Origin of the sequence: Rhizobium sp. rho-13.1, from assembly GCF_007000305.1 — a bacterium.
Lineage (GTDB): Bacteria > Pseudomonadota > Alphaproteobacteria > Rhizobiales > Rhizobiaceae > Rhizobium > Rhizobium rhododendri.
In genome coordinates this window covers 318421-334709 of the sequence record NZ_SCFL01000004.1, presented here as the reverse complement: position 1 = coordinate 334709, position 16289 = coordinate 318421, and the positions used below count along the sequence as shown (strand labels likewise).

Annotated in this window: 18 protein-coding genes; 9 read left to right on the top strand and 9 right to left on the bottom strand. The window is 61.7% G+C overall.

The window, feature by feature from the left end:
- Positions 1 to 529 precede the first annotated feature (529 nt).
- Together htpG and EQW76_RS14855 are read left to right on the top strand one after the other, a co-directional pair.
- On the top strand, positions 530 to 2452 hold the full coding sequence (gene htpG, locus EQW76_RS14860; protein WP_224128017.1) for a molecular chaperone HtpG: 1923 nt from the start codon (positions 530 to 532) through the stop codon (positions 2450 to 2452).
- Positions 2453 to 2521: 69 nt separating this feature from the next.
- Positions 2522 to 3520: a YihY/virulence factor BrkB family protein gene (locus EQW76_RS14855; RefSeq protein WP_244615325.1), complete on the top strand. Its 999-nt coding sequence runs from the start codon at positions 2522 to 2524 to the stop codon at positions 3518 to 3520.
- A 7-nt stretch (positions 3521 to 3527) separates the two neighbouring features.
- Here the strand turns inward: EQW76_RS14855 and EQW76_RS14850 are convergent, their stop codons facing one another.
- A complete protein-coding gene (locus EQW76_RS14850) occupies positions 3528 to 4499 on the bottom strand; it encodes a DMT family transporter (protein WP_142829309.1) in 972 nt (323 codons plus the stop codon).
- A 337-nt stretch (positions 4500 to 4836) separates the two neighbouring features.
- On the opposite strand from EQW76_RS14850, the gene EQW76_RS14845 reads away from it, so the two are divergent.
- The 3 genes from EQW76_RS14845 to EQW76_RS14835 all read left to right on the top strand — a co-directional run bounded on the left by EQW76_RS14845 (position 4837) and on the right by EQW76_RS14835 (position 6484).
- On the top strand, positions 4837 to 5409 hold the full coding sequence (locus tag EQW76_RS14845) for a protein-tyrosine phosphatase family protein (RefSeq protein ID WP_142829311.1): 573 nt from the start codon (positions 4837 to 4839) through the stop codon (positions 5407 to 5409).
- Between the two features lie 107 nt (positions 5410 to 5516).
- Positions 5517 to 5726 carry a hypothetical protein gene (locus tag EQW76_RS29385; RefSeq protein ID WP_142829313.1) on the top strand — a complete coding sequence of 70 codons (210 nt, stop codon included), beginning with the start codon at positions 5517 to 5519 and terminating at the stop codon, positions 5724 to 5726.
- Positions 5723 to 6484 (top strand): cell wall hydrolase, encoded by a 762-nt coding sequence (locus EQW76_RS14835; protein WP_142829315.1) that lies wholly within the window; start codon positions 5723 to 5725, stop codon positions 6482 to 6484. The genes EQW76_RS29385 and EQW76_RS14835 overlap by 4 nt, the downstream gene beginning before the upstream one ends.
- A 37-nt stretch (positions 6485 to 6521) precedes the next feature.
- Here EQW76_RS14835 and EQW76_RS14830 read toward each other — a convergent pair whose 3' ends face one another.
- Together EQW76_RS14830 and EQW76_RS14825 are read right to left on the bottom strand one after the other, a co-directional pair.
- Positions 6522 to 6737, bottom strand: coding sequence for a hypothetical protein (locus EQW76_RS14830; RefSeq protein WP_142829317.1), 216 nt, complete (start codon positions 6735 to 6737; stop codon positions 6522 to 6524).
- Between the two features lie 96 nt (positions 6738 to 6833).
- Complete coding sequence (locus EQW76_RS14825; protein WP_202617153.1) at positions 6834 to 7550, bottom strand: SDR family oxidoreductase; 717 nt, start codon at positions 7548 to 7550, stop codon at positions 6834 to 6836.
- A gap of 300 nt (positions 7551 to 7850) precedes the next feature.
- Here EQW76_RS14825 and minC point away from each other — a divergent pair, with 300 nt between their 5' ends.
- The 4 genes from minC to EQW76_RS14805 all read left to right on the top strand — a co-directional run bounded on the left by minC (position 7851) and on the right by EQW76_RS14805 (position 10142).
- Positions 7851 to 8573, top strand: coding sequence for a septum site-determining protein MinC (minC, locus tag EQW76_RS14820; protein WP_142829321.1), 723 nt, complete (start codon positions 7851 to 7853; stop codon positions 8571 to 8573).
- A 33-nt stretch (positions 8574 to 8606) separates the two neighbouring features.
- Positions 8607 to 9422, top strand: coding sequence for a septum site-determining protein MinD (gene minD, locus EQW76_RS14815; protein WP_111221088.1), 816 nt, complete (start codon positions 8607 to 8609; stop codon positions 9420 to 9422).
- Positions 9419 to 9676 (top strand): cell division topological specificity factor MinE, encoded by a 258-nt coding sequence (gene minE, locus EQW76_RS14810; RefSeq protein WP_111221087.1) that lies wholly within the window; start codon positions 9419 to 9421, stop codon positions 9674 to 9676. Before minD ends, minE begins: the two co-directional genes overlap by 4 nt.
- A gap of 76 nt (positions 9677 to 9752) precedes the next feature.
- Positions 9753 to 10142 carry a RidA family protein gene (locus EQW76_RS14805; RefSeq protein WP_142829322.1) on the top strand — a complete coding sequence of 130 codons (390 nt, stop codon included), beginning with the start codon at positions 9753 to 9755 and terminating at the stop codon, positions 10140 to 10142.
- A 15-nt stretch (positions 10143 to 10157) separates the two neighbouring features.
- On the opposite strand, the gene EQW76_RS14800 is transcribed toward EQW76_RS14805, so the two are convergent.
- The 6 genes from EQW76_RS14800 to EQW76_RS14775 form a co-directional block, all read right to left on the bottom strand.
- Positions 10158 to 10739 carry an NAD(P)H-dependent oxidoreductase gene (locus tag EQW76_RS14800; RefSeq protein WP_142829324.1) on the bottom strand — a complete coding sequence of 194 codons (582 nt, stop codon included), beginning with the start codon at positions 10737 to 10739 and terminating at the stop codon, positions 10158 to 10160.
- The gene (locus EQW76_RS14795) at positions 10739 to 12145 is read right to left on the bottom strand and encodes an FAD-binding oxidoreductase (RefSeq protein WP_142829326.1); all 1407 of its coding nucleotides are present in this window, start codon (positions 12143 to 12145) and stop codon (positions 10739 to 10741) included. The genes EQW76_RS14800 and EQW76_RS14795 overlap by 1 nt, the downstream gene beginning before the upstream one ends.
- 1 nt (position 12146) lies before the next feature.
- The gene (locus tag EQW76_RS14790; protein WP_142829328.1) at positions 12147 to 13460 is read right to left on the bottom strand and encodes a cytosine deaminase; all 1314 of its coding nucleotides are present in this window, start codon (positions 13458 to 13460) and stop codon (positions 12147 to 12149) included.
- Positions 13460 to 14305: an ABC transporter permease gene (locus tag EQW76_RS14785; RefSeq protein ID WP_142829330.1), complete on the bottom strand. Its 846-nt coding sequence runs from the start codon at positions 14303 to 14305 to the stop codon at positions 13460 to 13462. Before EQW76_RS14785 ends, EQW76_RS14790 begins: the two co-directional genes overlap by 1 nt.
- A complete protein-coding gene (locus EQW76_RS14780) occupies positions 14305 to 15129 on the bottom strand; it encodes an ABC transporter ATP-binding protein (RefSeq protein ID WP_142829332.1) in 825 nt (274 codons plus the stop codon). The genes EQW76_RS14785 and EQW76_RS14780 overlap by 1 nt, the downstream gene beginning before the upstream one ends.
- A 68-nt stretch (positions 15130 to 15197) precedes the next feature.
- Positions 15198 to 16220 (bottom strand): ABC transporter substrate-binding protein, encoded by a 1023-nt coding sequence (locus EQW76_RS14775; RefSeq protein WP_142829334.1) that lies wholly within the window; start codon positions 16218 to 16220, stop codon positions 15198 to 15200.
- Between the last annotated feature and the right edge of the window lie 69 nt (positions 16221 to 16289).

Here is a 16289-nt window from a genome sequence, read left to right as displayed (position 1 = left end):
ACCTCATGGGGATAAACCGTTGGGATTTCCGTTTGGAAACAATGCCGGCATCATAGTTTCATCCCCGCTTTTGCGGGTTGATCTATAATCACCCCGTTCCGCCATCGGATACACCGGTCCGCGTTGCCGGCGAGGTGGGGCCGGGTCTTGGAGGGGTTGCCGTCTACGCAGGCGACTTCTTCGAGGGTCCGCAGAAAGTGGATCCCTTCGAGCCCCTTAGGCTCGGCATGCCTGTGTGGCGTAACTCCGGCAGCTTTTCCCCTCAACGGGATCTGGGTCGGAAACAGAGGATCCGGAGTTGCGGATAAAAACTGTCGAACGGGGCACATCGCGTGTCACTTCACTAAAAAATCATCAGGCACTCGGTGTGCCCCGGCCATCAGAATTGTCATGACACGGACCGAACAGGTCGCGTGAACGGATGGTGCGGATGCTGGGCCGGAGGAGGCGGGCGTGCGGGGATATCTTCGCTTGCGGGTTGTCCTCCCCCTTGAATTCGAGAGCTGTCTTTGCCAAGTCAGAGGCCCCAATGACATCGACAACGCCTGAAGAGATTGCCATGACGACTGCTGCCGAGACCCCCGTGGAAAATCACGCCTTCGAAGCCGATGTATCCAGGCTTCTTCACCTGATGGTTCACTCGATCTACTCGGACAAGGACGTATTCCTGCGCGAGTTGATTTCGAACGCTGCCGACGCCTGCGAGAAGCTGCGGTACGAGGCCATAGCAGCGCCCGAACTGCTGGCCGGCGACCCTGCCTCGAGGATCAGGCTGACGCTCGACGAGGAGAACCTCGGCTTCGTGCTCGAGGATAACGGCATCGGCATGAGCCGCGACGACTTGATCGAGGCGCTCGGCACCATCGCCCGCTCCGGTACCCGCGCCTTCATGGAGATGGTCGAGGCGGCCAAGGGCAAGGACGGCGCCCAGCTGATCGGCCAGTTCGGCATCGGCTTCTATTCCGCCTTCATGGTTGCCGATCGCGTCGACGTCATCTCGCGGCGCGCCGGATCGGATGAAGCCTGGATGTGGTCGTCCGACGGCAAGGGCACCTATACTATTACCGCCGTTCCCCTCGAGCAGGCACCGGCGCGCGGCACGCGGATCACGCTGGCGCTGATGGAAGATGCCCAGTCCTACGCCTCGCGCTGGACTGTCGAGCGCATCGTCAAGGAACAGTCCGGCCATGTGCCGGTGCCGATCGAGATCGTCGAGAAGCCCGGCGAGGAGCCGAAGCAGATCGCCGACGGCTCAGCGCTCTGGACCAAGCAGAAGAGCGACATCAGCAAGGAGGAATACACCGATTTCTATCGCGGCCTCTCCGGCCAGTTCGACGAGCCGGCCGTCACCGTGCATTTCCGCGCCGAGGGTCGCCACGAATATACCGGGCTTGCCTTCGTGCCGAACTCGCCTCCCTTCGATCTCTTCGATCCCGACCGCAAGGGCCGCATCAAGCTTTACGTCAAGCGCGTCTTCATCACCGACGACGCCGACCTTTTGCCGCGCTACCTGCGCTTCGTGCGCGGCCTGATCGATACGTCGGACCTGCCGCTCAATGTGTCGCGCGAGATGATCCAGCAGAGCCCGATCCTTGCCGCCATCCGCAAGGGCCTGACCAGCCGCATCCTCACCAGCCTCGAGAAGCTGGCCGAAAGCGACAACGACACCTTCATCAAGGTCTGGGAAGCCTTCGGCACCGTGCTGAAGGAAGGCATCTACGAGGATTACGAGCGCCGCGCCCAGCTGATGGCTCTGGCCCGCTTCAAGAGCACGGCGTCCGGCGACGGATACCGGTCGCTTGCCGACTACGTCAAGGACATGAAGGAAGGCCAGACGGCGATCTACTATCTCGCCGGCGGCAATACGGCCCAGCTGGCAGCTTCCCCGCATATCGAAGGTTTCCGCGCCCGGGGCGTCGAAGTGCTGCTGCTCACCGATCCCGTCGACAGCTTCTGGGTGACCAATGCACCCGATTTCGATGGAAAGAGCTTCAAGTCGGTATCGCAGGGATCAGCCGATCTCGCCGACATAAAAAAAGCCGATGGCGAAGCCCAGCCGAAGGCCGAGACGACGCAGCTGGTCAGCGACTTTATCGCCTTTGCCAAGACGACGCTCGGAGATGCACTCTCAGATGTCAGGGCCTCCGACCGGCTGACCGAAAGCGCCGTATGCCTCGTTGCCCCCGAGCATGGCCCGGACCGGCAGCTCGAAAAAATCCTGCAGGGTGCCGGCCGCCTCGACGCCGCCGCCAAGCCGGTGCTGGAAATCAACCCGGACCACGCGCTGATTACCGCGCTTGCCGGCACTGCCGGACAGGACGCGGCGTTCCAGACGGATGCCGTGCAGTTGCTGCTCGACCAGGCGCGCATCCTCGACGGCGACAAGCCCGAGGACCCGCGGGCGTTTTCTGATCGCCTGTCGCGGGTGCTGGAGCGCGCCCTGAAGTCGTAACATCCGGGACGACTCGACGAATGCCGCAAGAGCCCTAGTTCGACGGGATAACAGGGGAGATCGACGGGCGTGGGCGAACAGGATGGGACGGCGGCTTTGACCGAGGGACCGGCGTTGGGCGAGGCTGGACGCGGGCGAGACGCCGAGACGCCGAGCCAGATCCCGATGAAGGGCCTGAAGGACGTCCTCTGGCGGGTCGTCTCGGAAGTGATGGAGGACCGGGTGACGCTGATTGCGGCGGGCGTCACCTACTATCTGCTGCTTGCGATGTTTCCGGCGCTGGGCGCGCTGGTCTCGATCTACGGTTTCGTGTCCGATCCGACGACCATCGCCACCCATATCGGTTTCCTGTCGCAGATCTTCCCGCGCGGCTCCTTCGATCTCATCCTGTCGCAGCTGACGGCTCTGACCCAGCAGAAGCCGGGGACGCTGAGCATTGGCTTCGTCACCGGCCTGCTGATCGCGCTGTGGAGCGCCAATAACGGCGTCAAGGCACTCTGCGACGCCATGAACGTCGCTTACGGCGAGGAAGAAAAGCGGGGAATCGTCGAGTTCAACCTTCTGTCGCTCGCCTTCACCTTCGGGCTGCTGATCTTCGCCGTCGTACTGATCTTTGCCATCGGCGTCATTCCGGCGATCCTCTCGTTCATCTGGCTCGGCGAATGGACCGATCTGCTGACGAGGCTGGCGCGCTGGCCGATCATCCTTGGCCTGGTGATGTCGGGCATCATGCTGCTTTATAACTACGGCCCGAGCCGACAGCCGGCCAAGGTCGTCTGGCTCAGCTGGGGTGCTGTCTTCAGCACGCTGCTATGGCTGCTGTCGTCCTTCGTGTTTTCCTATTACCTCGACCATTTTGCCGACTACAACGCCACCTACGGCACGCTCGGCGCGCTGATCGGCTTCATGGTGTGGATATGGATCTCGGTCATCATCATCATCGTCGGAGCCGAGATCAACGCCGAACTCGAACACCAGACGCGCGAGGATTCGACCACCGGCCCGCCGCGCCCGATGGGCGAACGCGGCGCCTATGTCGCCGATACGCTCGGCAAGACTGCAGACTAGGGCAGTCTCAGCGGTTTTCGGCGCGGACTTCCTTTGCGGCCGGATCGCCGGGGTCTTCGAGCGTCACCAGCGCGGCCTGGCTGTCGGCGGAGGCCACCGCCGTCGGCAGCGACGTCTTGCGCTTGCGTTCGCGCAGCAGCGTTAGCAGGCCCGAGAAGATGATCAGCACGATGCCGACAGCCATCGGCGCATCGATGTGATCTTCGAAAATCAGGTAGCCGAACAGGATCGCCCAGATCATCTGGCTATATTGCGGCGGCGCCACAAGGCTTGCCGGCGCCATCTTGGCGGCATTCATCAGCAGCACGTTACCGGCAGCGCCGAGAAGGCCGTAGCTGGCGAGAAACACCCACTGCCGCGGCGTCGGCAAGGCGAGATCGGTGAGCATCAGCAAGCCGCTGATCACCAGCACGCCGAACAACGCCGCGCCGTAAAGCGAGAGGCGCTTCTCGCTCGGGCCCATGGCCCTGAAGATGACGATCGAGATGGCGGCGGTGAGACCACCGGCAGCCGCGCAGAAATGGCCGATCGTCAGTTCGCGGAAGCCGGGCCGCAGCACGATGAGGACACCGACAAAGCCGATGGTAACAGCCGTCCAGCGCTGCCAGCGGACGTCCTCCTTCAGGAAGATTACCGACAGGATGGTCACGAACGACGGCAGCAGGAACAGCAGCGCGAAGGCTTCGGCCATCGGTAGCTTGGTGAAGGCAACAACCGAGCAGATGGAGCCGATCGCCCCACAGACGAAGCGCAGCATCCAGAGCGGCCGGTTCGACGTCTTGACGATATCCGACCACGTATCGTTCTTGGTCTTCAGGAAGGGCAGGGCGGCTATCCCGAACAGCGCGCCGATGAAGGTCACCTGATAGGAGGGCAGGGCGCCGTGCAGGATCTTGATCGACGCATCGCTGAACGCGAAAACGGCATAGGCGGCGAAAGCGACAAGCACGCCGCGGAGGGGAGAATAGGGTGCCGTCATGATTCCATATCTGTGATTGACATCAGCAGGACCGGACTTGGCCGGACAACGAAAAGCAATGGCTAGCGACGAACGGCAATCGGCTCGACCGCATTTCCGGATGATTTGCTTACAGAATCAATGCCAGATTTTCTTTGGTGCGTCGCCCCCTTTTCGCCCGATGCCGCAGATTGTGGCTTCGTAACAGCGTTCCAGGGCGGGATTTGAAGGGTGTCGCAGCAATTCTTCAATTTCTGATATTTGGGGGGTCGGCGACGACGCGAAAGTGTCTTAAGTTTATCGCGTTGACAGATGAAACCCGTCCGGAATGTCGCCCTCGACAACAAAGGAACTGCGCATGAAAACCTTGAATCTGCCCAAGCGGTATATCTGCGGCATCGACGAGCTGGCAGCGCGGTCCGGGCATGGCATTACCCATGTCCTGTCGCTGGTGGATCCGGAGCTTCCGGAGATGGAGCATTTCGAAGCCTATGGCAGCACCCGCCGCCTCGTCTTGAAGATGCACGATATCATCGAGCCCAAGCCCGGCATGATCCTGCCGGAAAAATCGCACATGAAATCCATTCTCGAATTCGGCCATCTGGTCGAGACCGAAAGCAACTCCTTCGGCTCGCTGCTGGTCCATTGCCATATGGGCGTATCGCGCTCGACCGCTGCGATGGTAGCGATCATGGCGCAGGCCCATCCGGAAGAGGCGGAAGATCACGTCTTCGAAACGCTCCGCCGCATCCGCCCGCAAGCCTGGCCGAACTCGCTGATGATCCGCTACGCCGACGAACAGCTCGACCGCGAGGGCAAGCTCACCGCCGCGCTGCGCCGCCACTACGCCGTGCAGCTGGCAACGACCCCCGACGTCGGCACCTGGATGAGCTCGCTCGGACGCCAACGCGAAGTCGACATGGCAGAATGACGCATCCGTGGCCGGCGAACACCTCAATGGTCGCCGGTCACACCGTACTGCATCAGACACTTGCAAGCCCAGCGGCGGAATGACGGCGAATCACCACGGCGTCAATTATGGAAGCTGCCGGCTCGTTTAAGCCAAAAAGTAGCCAACGCAGCGATCGCGAAAATCCCGGAGAACCAGAAGAAAAATTCAAAAAACGACATCTCGGAAAAAATGAATTTGGAATACGTAAAGTTTTTGTTAAGACGTTGCGTCGATACAAGTATGGGCCATACCAAACAGGAGGCACCTGCCGTTGCGGACGCATAGTGATTGGATGAAATCCTTCGTGGGGATTTTTGTTGTCGGACTGACTATGGCAGGGTGCACGACCATGCCGAAGCCCGAGACCAAGCCAGTTACCCGCACGAAGACCGCCAACGGCGCTGTCAAAGTGACCTACAATTACACCCGCGAAGACCGCGAATGCCTGAAGCGGGCGATGTACGCGGAATCGCTGGCCTCCGACCCCGATGGCTATCTGGCGGTCGGCACCGTCGTTGCCAATCGCCTGACCTCGCCGGCTTACCCGAAAACCATTTGTGGCGTCGTGGGCCAGGAAAAGCAGTTTGCCCCCGGCGTCATGAAAGTCGTCATCAAGGACCAGGCCGAGCCGACCCTCGATGCGGCCGCCGATGCCATCCTGCATGGCGAGCGGCATCCGGCGCTGGAAAGCGCGATGTTCTTCCATACGCAGGGACTGAAATATCCGTATGGCAACATGCACTACGTCGCCGTTGCCGGCGGCAACGCATTTTACGAGAAGCGTGCCAAGGACGGTACGCTCGAGACGCCGCCGCCGCTGCCGGCCTATGAAGTCGCTATGAACTACGTCGGCAACCAGCAGGCTTCCGAGCAGATCACATCGCCGCAATTCGATCACCTGCTGCCAGCCACAGGCCCGGTCCCGGCCTTTACCGCCGCAACTGCCTTTGCCCCGACAGCAATGAAGCCGATCGATACCGCATTCACGGTGCCGCAGAAGGTCGTTGTCCCGATAGAGCGTCCGGATTACGCGATCTCCGGGCCACTTAACTAAAAGCGACACGTCAGCGGGTTTGCGACTTGCGAGCCCGCTACCAGTTTCCTGGATCGGCTGTATGGTCGATCTCGGCAAATTCCTCCGCCACCTTGCGGTCGAGAACGATTTCCCCGGACACCTGCGCGCCTTCCATCAGGGTATATATCAGGGGTGCCGCCGCCTTGCTGAGTTCCTGATACATCAGCAAAGCCGCTTCATCGGCACTGTCGGCTTCGATCTCGCGGATCACGGCGATCTTGAATTTCTGCATGGATTTTTCCTTTCAGGGCGCCGACGCCATCCCGACCGGACGGCGCCGTTCTGTCGTCCTTGCCATGTAAGCCCGTGCCGCGAAAAGGCCAGCGTCTCAGACGTGCTGCCCGCCGCTGATGTGGATTTCAGCACCGTTAATGTACGAGGATGCAGCGGTGCAGAGGAAGTGGATCGTCTCTGCAACCTCCATCGGCGACCCCAGTCGCCCCATCGGCACATCGCGTCTGACGATGTCGTCTGTCCCCGGGGACAGCATCGACGTGGCGATTTCTCCGGGGGCGATAGCGTTGGCGCGAATACCCATCGGTGCAAATTCATGGGCCAGCTCGCGGGTCAACGACGCCAGCCCGGCTTTCGATGCAGCATAGGCAACGCCCGCAAACGGGTGGACGCGAGAGCCGGCGATGGAGGTGACGTTGACGATCGATCCCTTGGCCTTTTCCAGTTCCGGACGAAGTTCGCGCGCCAGTAGGGCTATCGAGATGAGATTGACGTTCATCACCTTCGTCCACGTCTGGGCATCGGTCGCGCTGACGCCGAGTCGGGTCTGATCCGGCCCCTTCGGCGATATGCCGGCATTGTTAACCAGCGCATGCAACGCACCCTCCGGCAACCTCTCGCGCACCGTGGCGGCAAGCCGTTCGATCTGGTCAAGCTCCGACAGATCGGCCTGGATATGGCTTTCCCGCGCGGCCGGCCAGGGGCAGTCCTCGGACGACTGTCGCGATACCGTCAGGATCTGCCAGCCTTTTTCCGTGAAGAATTTGACCGTCGCGTGCCCGATCCCACGGCTTGCGCCGGTCAACAACATGATATTTCTGGTCATTTCTTTCCACCCACCGCAATTTCAGGAAGCCGTGACGGGGGCGCCACGATCATTCGCCATTGCACGACTTGCAGACGTTTGATGCGAAAAAGCAATGCATTTTGCAAGCATCGCCACGGTTCTCGACGGTCGCGCCTGAGCGGCTCCCGCTGCTGCTGCCGGGGCGCCCGCAACACACTTGCACCATTGCCGAAAATTTCGTGCCCCGGCGCCGGGCACGGGGATGAAATTAACACTCTGTTAACCAAATCGCCCTTAAACATCGTCAATGAATTCTTAACGCAGATGACCAAATTGCTAACAGATGCTCGCTCGATTCGCATTAAAGGCCGCTCGTTTCTGGCGGTCATGCTATCCCCCGATCTGCCGTTTGACGACTGGCTGATCAGGCTGGACGATCTGGCCGCGCGCTCTGCAGGCTTTTTCCTCGGACGTCCCGTCGTCCTCGACGTGACGGACCTGCCGATAGACCGGGCACAGCTGAAGGCTCTGATTGCCGAACTTTCGAGCCGCAACGTCAGCATCATGGGCATCGAGGGCGGACGTCCCTCGATCCTCGGGCCGGGCATGCCGCCGGCGCTGAAGGGCGGCCGTCCCGTTGCCGACTTCGAGGTTGCCTCGAAGGAGCCGGACGCCGATGCACCCGCCAAGCCGGTAGTGACCGAGCCGCGGCCTGCGACACAATCGCTGGTCATCCGCGAGCCGGTTCGCTCCGGCCAGTCGGTGATCTTTCCGGAAGGCGACGTCACCGTCATCGGCTCGGTCGCCTCTGGCGCCGAGATCGTCGCCGGCGGGTCGGTGCACATCTACGGAACACTCAGAGGCCGCGTCATGGCGGGCTCTGTCGGACACGCCTCTGCGCGCATCTTCTGCCGGAAACTCGAGGCCGAGCTGGTCGCGATCGATGGCGTCTACAAGATGGCGGAGGACCTCGCTCCAGAGCTTCACGGGCAAGCCGTGCAACTCTGGCTCGAGGACGACAGGATCATGGCAGAGAAACTCAATTAAGCCGGATGCCGGCAGGGACATAAGGAGAGCGAGATGGGGAAAGTCGTCGTCGTAACATCGGGCAAGGGCGGAGTTGGCAAGACCACGTCGACTGCAGCTCTGGGGGCAGCCTTGGCGCAGCGCAACGAGAAGGTCGTGGTCGTCGATTTCGACGTCGGCCTCAGAAATCTCGACCTCATCATGGGCGCCGAGCGCCGGGTCGTCTACGATCTCATCAACGTTATCCAGGGCGATGCCAAGCTGACGCAGGCGCTGATCCGCGACAAGCGGCTTGAAAACCTGTTCCTCCTGCCGGCTTCCCAGACCCGCGACAAGGATAACCTGACGGAAGAGGGCGTCGAGCGCGTCATCACCGATCTGAAGCGCCATTTCGACTGGATCATCTGCGACAGCCCGGCCGGCATCGAGCGCGGCGCGACGCTTGCCATGCGCCATGCCGACGTTGCCGTGGTCGTCACCAATCCGGAAGTTTCGTCGGTGCGCGACAGCGACCGCATCATCGGCCTGCTGGATTCCAAGACTGCCAAGGCCGAACGCGGCGAACGGATGGAAAAGCACCTGCTGCTGACCCGCTACGACGCCAACCGCGCCGAGCGCGGCGACATGCTGAAGGTCGAGGACGTGCTGGAAATCCTTTCCATCCCTCTGCTCGGCATCATTCCGGAAAGCATGGACGTGCTGCGCGCCTCGAATGTCGGCGCGCCCGTGACCATCGCCGAAAGCCGCAGTGCCGCTGCCATGGCCTATTTCGACGCCGCCCGCCGTCTTGCCGGCGAAGCCTTGCCAATCGCAATGCCGAGCGACAAGCGCAATATTTTCGACAAGCTTTTCGGTCGGAGAGCAGCATGAACATTTTCAAGCTTTTCAACAGGCAGAGAACCGCTCCTGCCGCCCGCGAACGGCTGCAGCTGCTTCTTGCCCACGAACGGTCGTCATCCGGCTCGGACCTGATCACCCTGCTCAGGGAAGAGATCCTTGCGGTTATCTCCAAGCATGTGCAGCTCGACAACGACAAGGTGCAGGTGAAAATCGAGCGTTCGGAATTCGTCTCGACGCTTGAAATCGACGTCGAATTGCCGCTCAATGCAGCGATTGCTGCGTGATGCAACAGGGGCGTGACCGGCAGCGGTCATGCCCCCCAGCCGTTGTTTTCCGCGCGTAAGATCAGACGGGATCCCGATGGCCGAGACATTCAACCCACCCTCCGTTCGCCGCCCTTTCGGCCATTACAATCACGGCCTGCTGGTGCCACCCGGCGCCTCCTTGCTGGTGACATCCGGCCAGCTGGGCATCGCCGCCGACGATACCATCCCCGACGGCGTCACGGCCCAGGCCGAGCTCTGCTTCCAGGCAATCGCCGCTATCTTATCGGAAGCGGGGATGGATTTTTCTGACGTTATCCGCATCTCAGGCTTCGTCACCCGCCGCGAGGACTTCGCCCCCTACATGGCTGTCCGCGATCGCTACACGCTCGACCCCAAGCCGGTCTCGACGCTGATCATCGTCAGCGGCTTTACGCGCCCGGAATTCCTGGTGGAAGTCGAAGTGACGGCAGCCAAGGTCAACTGACAGGCGCCGCCCTGGCTAGAAGCGCTCCATCGCCGTCTTCACCCTTGCCATGAATGCCGCCCGGGTTTGCTCCGTGCAGTTGTTCATGTCGTAATGGGCCAGAAACGTCACCGGCTTCACCGGATTGATCTGCGCACGCAGCACCCGCTTGACGATTTTCTTCGGCGGGTTGCCGGCGACCAGCGCGCGGAGCGGCGTTGCGCCGTAGGTCAGAACCGCTGCCAGCTTGCGAATGTGCCGAAGCCGCGACTTTACCTGCCCGTCGACGAGCTCGAATGAGACGCCGGGGAGCCAGACGCGGTCGAAATAGCCCTTCAGCATCGCCGGAAAGCCAAAATTCCAGACCGGCGTGACGATAACCAGGCCCTCGGCCTGCCGTAACCGCTGGACATAGGGCTCAACCAGTTCGGTATTCTGCGGGTAGTCGTGGTAGATCAGCCGGTCGTGTCGCGAGAGAACCGGGTCGAATTTCTCCGCATAGAGATCGCAACCGTCGACCGTGTGCCCGGCTGCCTCCAGGCTTGCGACCGTCTGCCGGTAAAGGGCCGCCCCATAGCTCGATTCCACCGGATGCGAATGCAGAACCAGGACCCTCATCACCCCTCCATGACACCAGCAAGCCCCGGAAAGAGATAATTCTTTCCGGCAGTAAAATCGAAATCTGGATTGTCCCAGGCGATCATCTTGCCGGGATTGAGCAAGCCCTTCGGGTCCGTCTCGTGCTTGAAGGCCAGCTGTATCTTGTCGGTGCGCTTCATGCCGCCTTCCTCGAGCGTGTAGCGATGCGGATTGAAGACCGGGCAACCGTGATCCTGGTGGATCTGGATGATCTCCTCCAGCCGCGCCTCCGTCGTGTAGCGCACCAGCGGCAGGCCGGAGCACTGGACCTGGCCGTCGAACCGCATGAATTCGAGATGACCGGGCACCTCGTCGCCGAAGATCGCGGTCATCTCGGCGACCTTCGCGACGTGGTCGGGGCCGGGATACTGGATCTGGAGGTAGGTCAGACCGGGGTCGACCTTCAAAGCGCGCAGCGTAGTGTGGTTCCAGGCCAGCTCATAGGCGTGCGGGATGCCCTTCATGCTTTCGACCGTGTCGGAGCGGAAGATCACCTCGGCCTTCTGCGACGCTGCGAAGGCGAGGAAGGCATCCATCGAATGAGGCGCGATCATAAGCACCACGACGGACTGGCCCTCGCGGATGTAGGGCTTGTGGCGGGTGAAGTAGTCGTAAGGGATAGGCGCTGCGATCGGGGCGATTTCCTTGACAAGGATGCCGTTGCATTTCGCCAGCGCATCCGAAAAGCGCACCGACGCCATGAAGTCGTCGTAGCCGACCAGCACGTCGATCCAGTCGTAGGCCGGCGCCAGCGGCATTTCGATCTCGGTGATGATGCCGTTGGTGCCGTAGGCATGACTGACCTTCTGCAGGTCCCAGCCGGTGAGGTCGAGGACGCGGGGTTCGGCCTCCATCGTCACGACCCGCAGCCGCAGTATGTTGCCGATATCGCGAAGACCGCCCCAGGTAATCGAGCCGACGCCGCCGGAGCCGCCGGCGATGAAGCCGCCAATGGTAGCCGTCTGCTTGGTCGAGGGATGGAAGCGTAGCTCCTGGCCGGAATGGGCCTTGGTCTGCTTGTCGAGATCGGCAATGACGATGCCGGGCTCGCAGATGACACGGCCGGGGTGGATTTCCTTGATCTTGTCCATGCCGGCGAGATTGAGGACGATACCGCCGGAAAGCGGCATGGCCTGTCCGTAGTTGCCGGTGCCGGCACCGCGCGGCGTGACCGGCACGCCATGGGCGAAGGCCACTTTCAGGGTCCGGATGACCTCCGCCTCGGTCTTCGGCGTCACCACCAGATCGGCGGTTACATTGTCGAGTTGCGCCTTGAGGATCGGCGAATACCAGAAGAAATCTCGGCTTTTCTGGCGCACCAGCGCCGGATTGTCCTCGACCGCGATGCCCTCGAGTTCCTGTTTGATCAGTTGATAATCCGGCATGTCAGGCTCCAACGACGCTATCGAGTTCACGGTAATCGGGCAGGTTACGATCGATCATCTTGCCACGCCTGAGCACGACGCGATCGGATTGCGGCCTCGACAGAAATTCGCTCCAGCGACGGGCACTGAAGAGGACGAGATCGGCCGGCGCGCCGACGGCGATAAGCGCCATATCCGGCCGTCCGACAATGGCGGCAGCCGATGTCGTGACGACGCGGGCGGCCGTGTCCAGGGGGTGGTCGAGATGGAGGATCCGCACCGCCTCGCGGAACACCTCGACAGGATCGAGATCGCCGTATGCATAGAAGGGATCGCGGGTGTTGTCGGAGGCAACGGCTGTAGCGACGCCCGCCGCCGCCAATTCCTTGAACAGCGTTACGCCGCGCCAGCGGGGCGTGCGGTCCGGGTAGCGGTCCTGCAGGTACATGTTGCACATCGGCAGCGAGATGACCGACAGTCCGGCCTCTGCCACCAGCCCGACCGTGCGGCGTGCGGTCTCCTCGTCCTGGCGGGCCAGCGAGCAGCAATGGCCGGCCGTCACCTTGCCGGTAAAACGGTTGCGCAGGACGGCTTCGGCAACGGCCTTCAGGGTCTCGGCGGCGGGATCGTCGGTCTCGTCGATATGCAGGTCGACATCGAGCTCGTTTTCGGCTGCGGCCCGAAACAGTGTGTCGAGTTGCCAGGTGAGATCGGCGCTCATCTGCGGGACGCCGCCGAGCAGGCCGCGCTTTTCCCGCACAACGGAAACGAGGTCGGCGAAATAGGCAGCATCGGCCATCGCATCCATCGGGAAGAGGGCGACGGCCTGCAGCGCGATCTTGTCCTTCCAGGCATCGCGTACCTCGTCGAAGACATCGAAGGAGATCCGGTGCTGCGGGCTCAGCGAATCCAGATGGGTGCGGATCAGGCTGGTGCCGTGGGCATAGGCCGAGCGCAGGGAGAACTCCATCCGCTTCCGGACATCGTCCGAGGACCAGTGGGCCTCCCGATCGGTGCGTACTGCATCAAGCGCACCGGCAAAGGTGCCGTCCGGATTGGCGTGGCGGGCGGAGATATGGCCCTTGTCGAGATGGGTGTGGATATCGGCAAAGCACGGCCAGACCATGCCGTCCTTCAGGTCGGATCGGGCAAGCTCGATGGGTGCCGTCCCCGGCGGCAGGATCGCTTCGATCAGGCCGTCGTTGATGACGATATCGGCCTTCACGAGGCCCTCGTCGGACGCCGCGGCAAAATCCTCGACGGCAACTGCCGGCAATGTCGCATGACTGAGCACGAAGCGTCCGGCATTGGGAGGAGACAAAAAGGATGTCGACATCAGTTTTCTCGCTTCAGGCTGCTCTCATGCCATCGGTGCAGGCTCACCCAGGAAATGAAAGAGGTAATCGCAAAGATCGCCACGCCGAGCATCGACAGCATCAGCAGGGCGGCGAACAGGCGGGGGATATTCATGCGGTATTGCGCCTCGAGCAGCCGGAACGCGAGGCCCGAGCCGGCCCCGGCCGAGCCGGCGGCAAATTCGGCGACCACCGCCGCGATCAGCGCCAGCCCGCCACCGATGCGCAGGCCGGTCATGAAATAGGGCTGGGCTGCTGGAAGCTTCAGATACAGCAGCGTCTGCCAGCGTGAGGCGCCATAGAGTTCGTAGAGATTGATCAGGTTGTGGTCGACGCTTTTCAGCCCCTGCACCATGTTGGACAGGATCGGGAAGAAGGCGACGAGGAAGGCGCAGATCAACAATGCTGCCTGCGTCGAGGGCGCGTAGATCAGGATCAGCGGCGAGATCGCCACGACAGGCGTCACCTGCAGGATGACTGCGAGTGGATAGAAGGCGAGCTCGATCCAGCGCGACTGGACGAGGAAGATCGCGAAACCACCGCCGCCGATCAGCGCCAGCAGCAGCGAGATCAGTGTGATCTTCGTCGTCACCCAGAGGGCGGGCGCAAGCGTACCCCAGTCGGAAACGAAGGCATTGGCAACAGCGACAGGACCCGGAAGGATATAGGGCGGAATGCCGGACAGCCGGACATAGGTATGCCAGATCAGCACCAGTACGGCGATGACGGCAATCGGCACTGCAATGCGCAAGGCGAGATCGCGTCGGCCGGTATTGGTGGTCTGCTGGCCTTCCGGCAACGGGTGTGTTTTGGGCTCGTTGCTCATCACGCCTCCTCTGCCGTGTTGATGGCTGCGATCAGCGACCGGGAGACGGTCTCACAGGCCCGCCGATACTCTTCCGACGTGCGATAATGGGCGTCGCGCTCGAGACTGGTGACCAGCGGAATATCGGCATGGACGCGTCCGGGCCGCGACTTCATGACGACGATGCGATTGGAAAGGTAGGCGGATTCGAACACCGAATGGGTGACGAAGATCACCGTGATGCCCGTCGTCTTCCAGAGCCGCAGCACATCGTCGTTGAGCTTCTGGCGGCTGATCTCGTCGAGGGCTGCAAAGGGCTCGTCCATCAGCAGGAGCTTCGGCTTGGTCACCAGCGCCCGGGCAATCGAGACACGCATCTTCATGCCGCCGGACAATTCGCGCGGATAGGCATCGACGAAGTCGGCAAGGCCGACTGTCTCGAGCGCTTCCATGATCGGGCCGCGGGCCGCAGCTTTCGACACGCCGCGCAGCCGGAGGGGCAGGTAGACATTGCCGAACGCCGTCTTCCAGGGCATCAGCGTCGGCTCCTGAAACACGAAGCCGATATCGCCTTCCGGCAGGCCCCGGGCATTGATGCGTGAGCTCGGCCAGTCGATGCTGCCGCTCGTGGTGCCGCCAAGGCCTGCAATGATCCGCAGCGCTGTCGACTTGCCGCAACCGGACGGGCCAAGCAGGCTGACAAACTCGCCGCTTTCCACCGTCAGCGACATGTCGGACAACGCGACGGTGCCGCTGGAAAACACCTTGGACACCGACTGCATCACGACCAGCGGACGCTTGCGCGCTTCCGTCGATCGGGACGCCTGGGTTTCGGCTAGGGACATGGACTGGCTCTTCCTGAAGGCAGTTGCGGTTCGCAGCCTCGCGGTCGCGAACCTCGCGCGCGCGGCGTTTATTTCTTGAGCGCCATGCCGACGCCCTTGCAGACGAATTTCGTCGTAAAGGCCTTGGTGTAGTCGGTATCGGCCTTGACGACCTTGATGCCGACCATCTCCTCAAAGAACTTCTTGTAATGGGCATCCGTCATGCAGCCGATGCCCTTGTCGAGGGCCTCGCCGGATTCGGCGATCCCGTATTCCTTCATCTTGGCGATCGAATAGGCGATCTGTCCGTCCGTCATGTCAGGATTGTCGGCCTTGATCAGGGCGTTCGCCTTGCTGTTGTCGCCGTACAGATAGTTGTACCAGCCCTCGATCGAGGCGTCGACGAAGCGCTGGACGACATCCGGCTTGCTGTCGACCATCTTCTGCGAGGTGGTGATCATCGTCGAATAGGGCGAATATCCGTTGTCGGCGAGCAGGAAGACTTTCGGTGCGACGCCGGTCTGCTTCTCGATTTCGTAGGGCTCAGACGTCAGGTATCCCTGCTGGGCCGATTGCTTGTCGGCAAGGAACGGACCGGCATTGAAGGTATATGGCTTGTACTGCTCGTCGGCAAAACCTTTGAAGTTCGACTTCATCCACTCGAAATAGGTGAGGTAGCCGTCCTTGCTCATGAAAATAGTGTGTAGCTTGGCCAGATCCTCGAACTTCTCGACACCGGCATCGGCATCGGCATGGGCGAGCAGCACCTGCGGATCCTTCTGGAAGATGGCGGCAACGTCGAGGATCGGAATTCCCTGTTCGACCGCCGAAAGCTCCTGCTGCGGGCCACCCATGTAGAAGTCGATCTTTCCGGCAATGAGCAAAGCGCTGTTGGCAGCGTTCGGGCCGCCCTGGACGATTTTGACGTCAAGGCCGTGCTTGGCGTAGGTGCCGTCGGCGACGGCCTGGTAAAAACCGCCATGCTCGGCCTGGGCCAGCCAGTTGGTACCGTAGGTCACCTGATCCAGCGCGTAGGCGGGCGCGGTCAGTGCGCCGACGAGGCCGAAGCCAAGGGCTGCGGAAAAGGCAATGGTGTTCATGAGCTTCGACATGGCAGGCGTTCCCCATTTTTGTGGCCACCAGTCGCCTTGGAAGACGCCGGATTTTCTGCATTTGAGCGG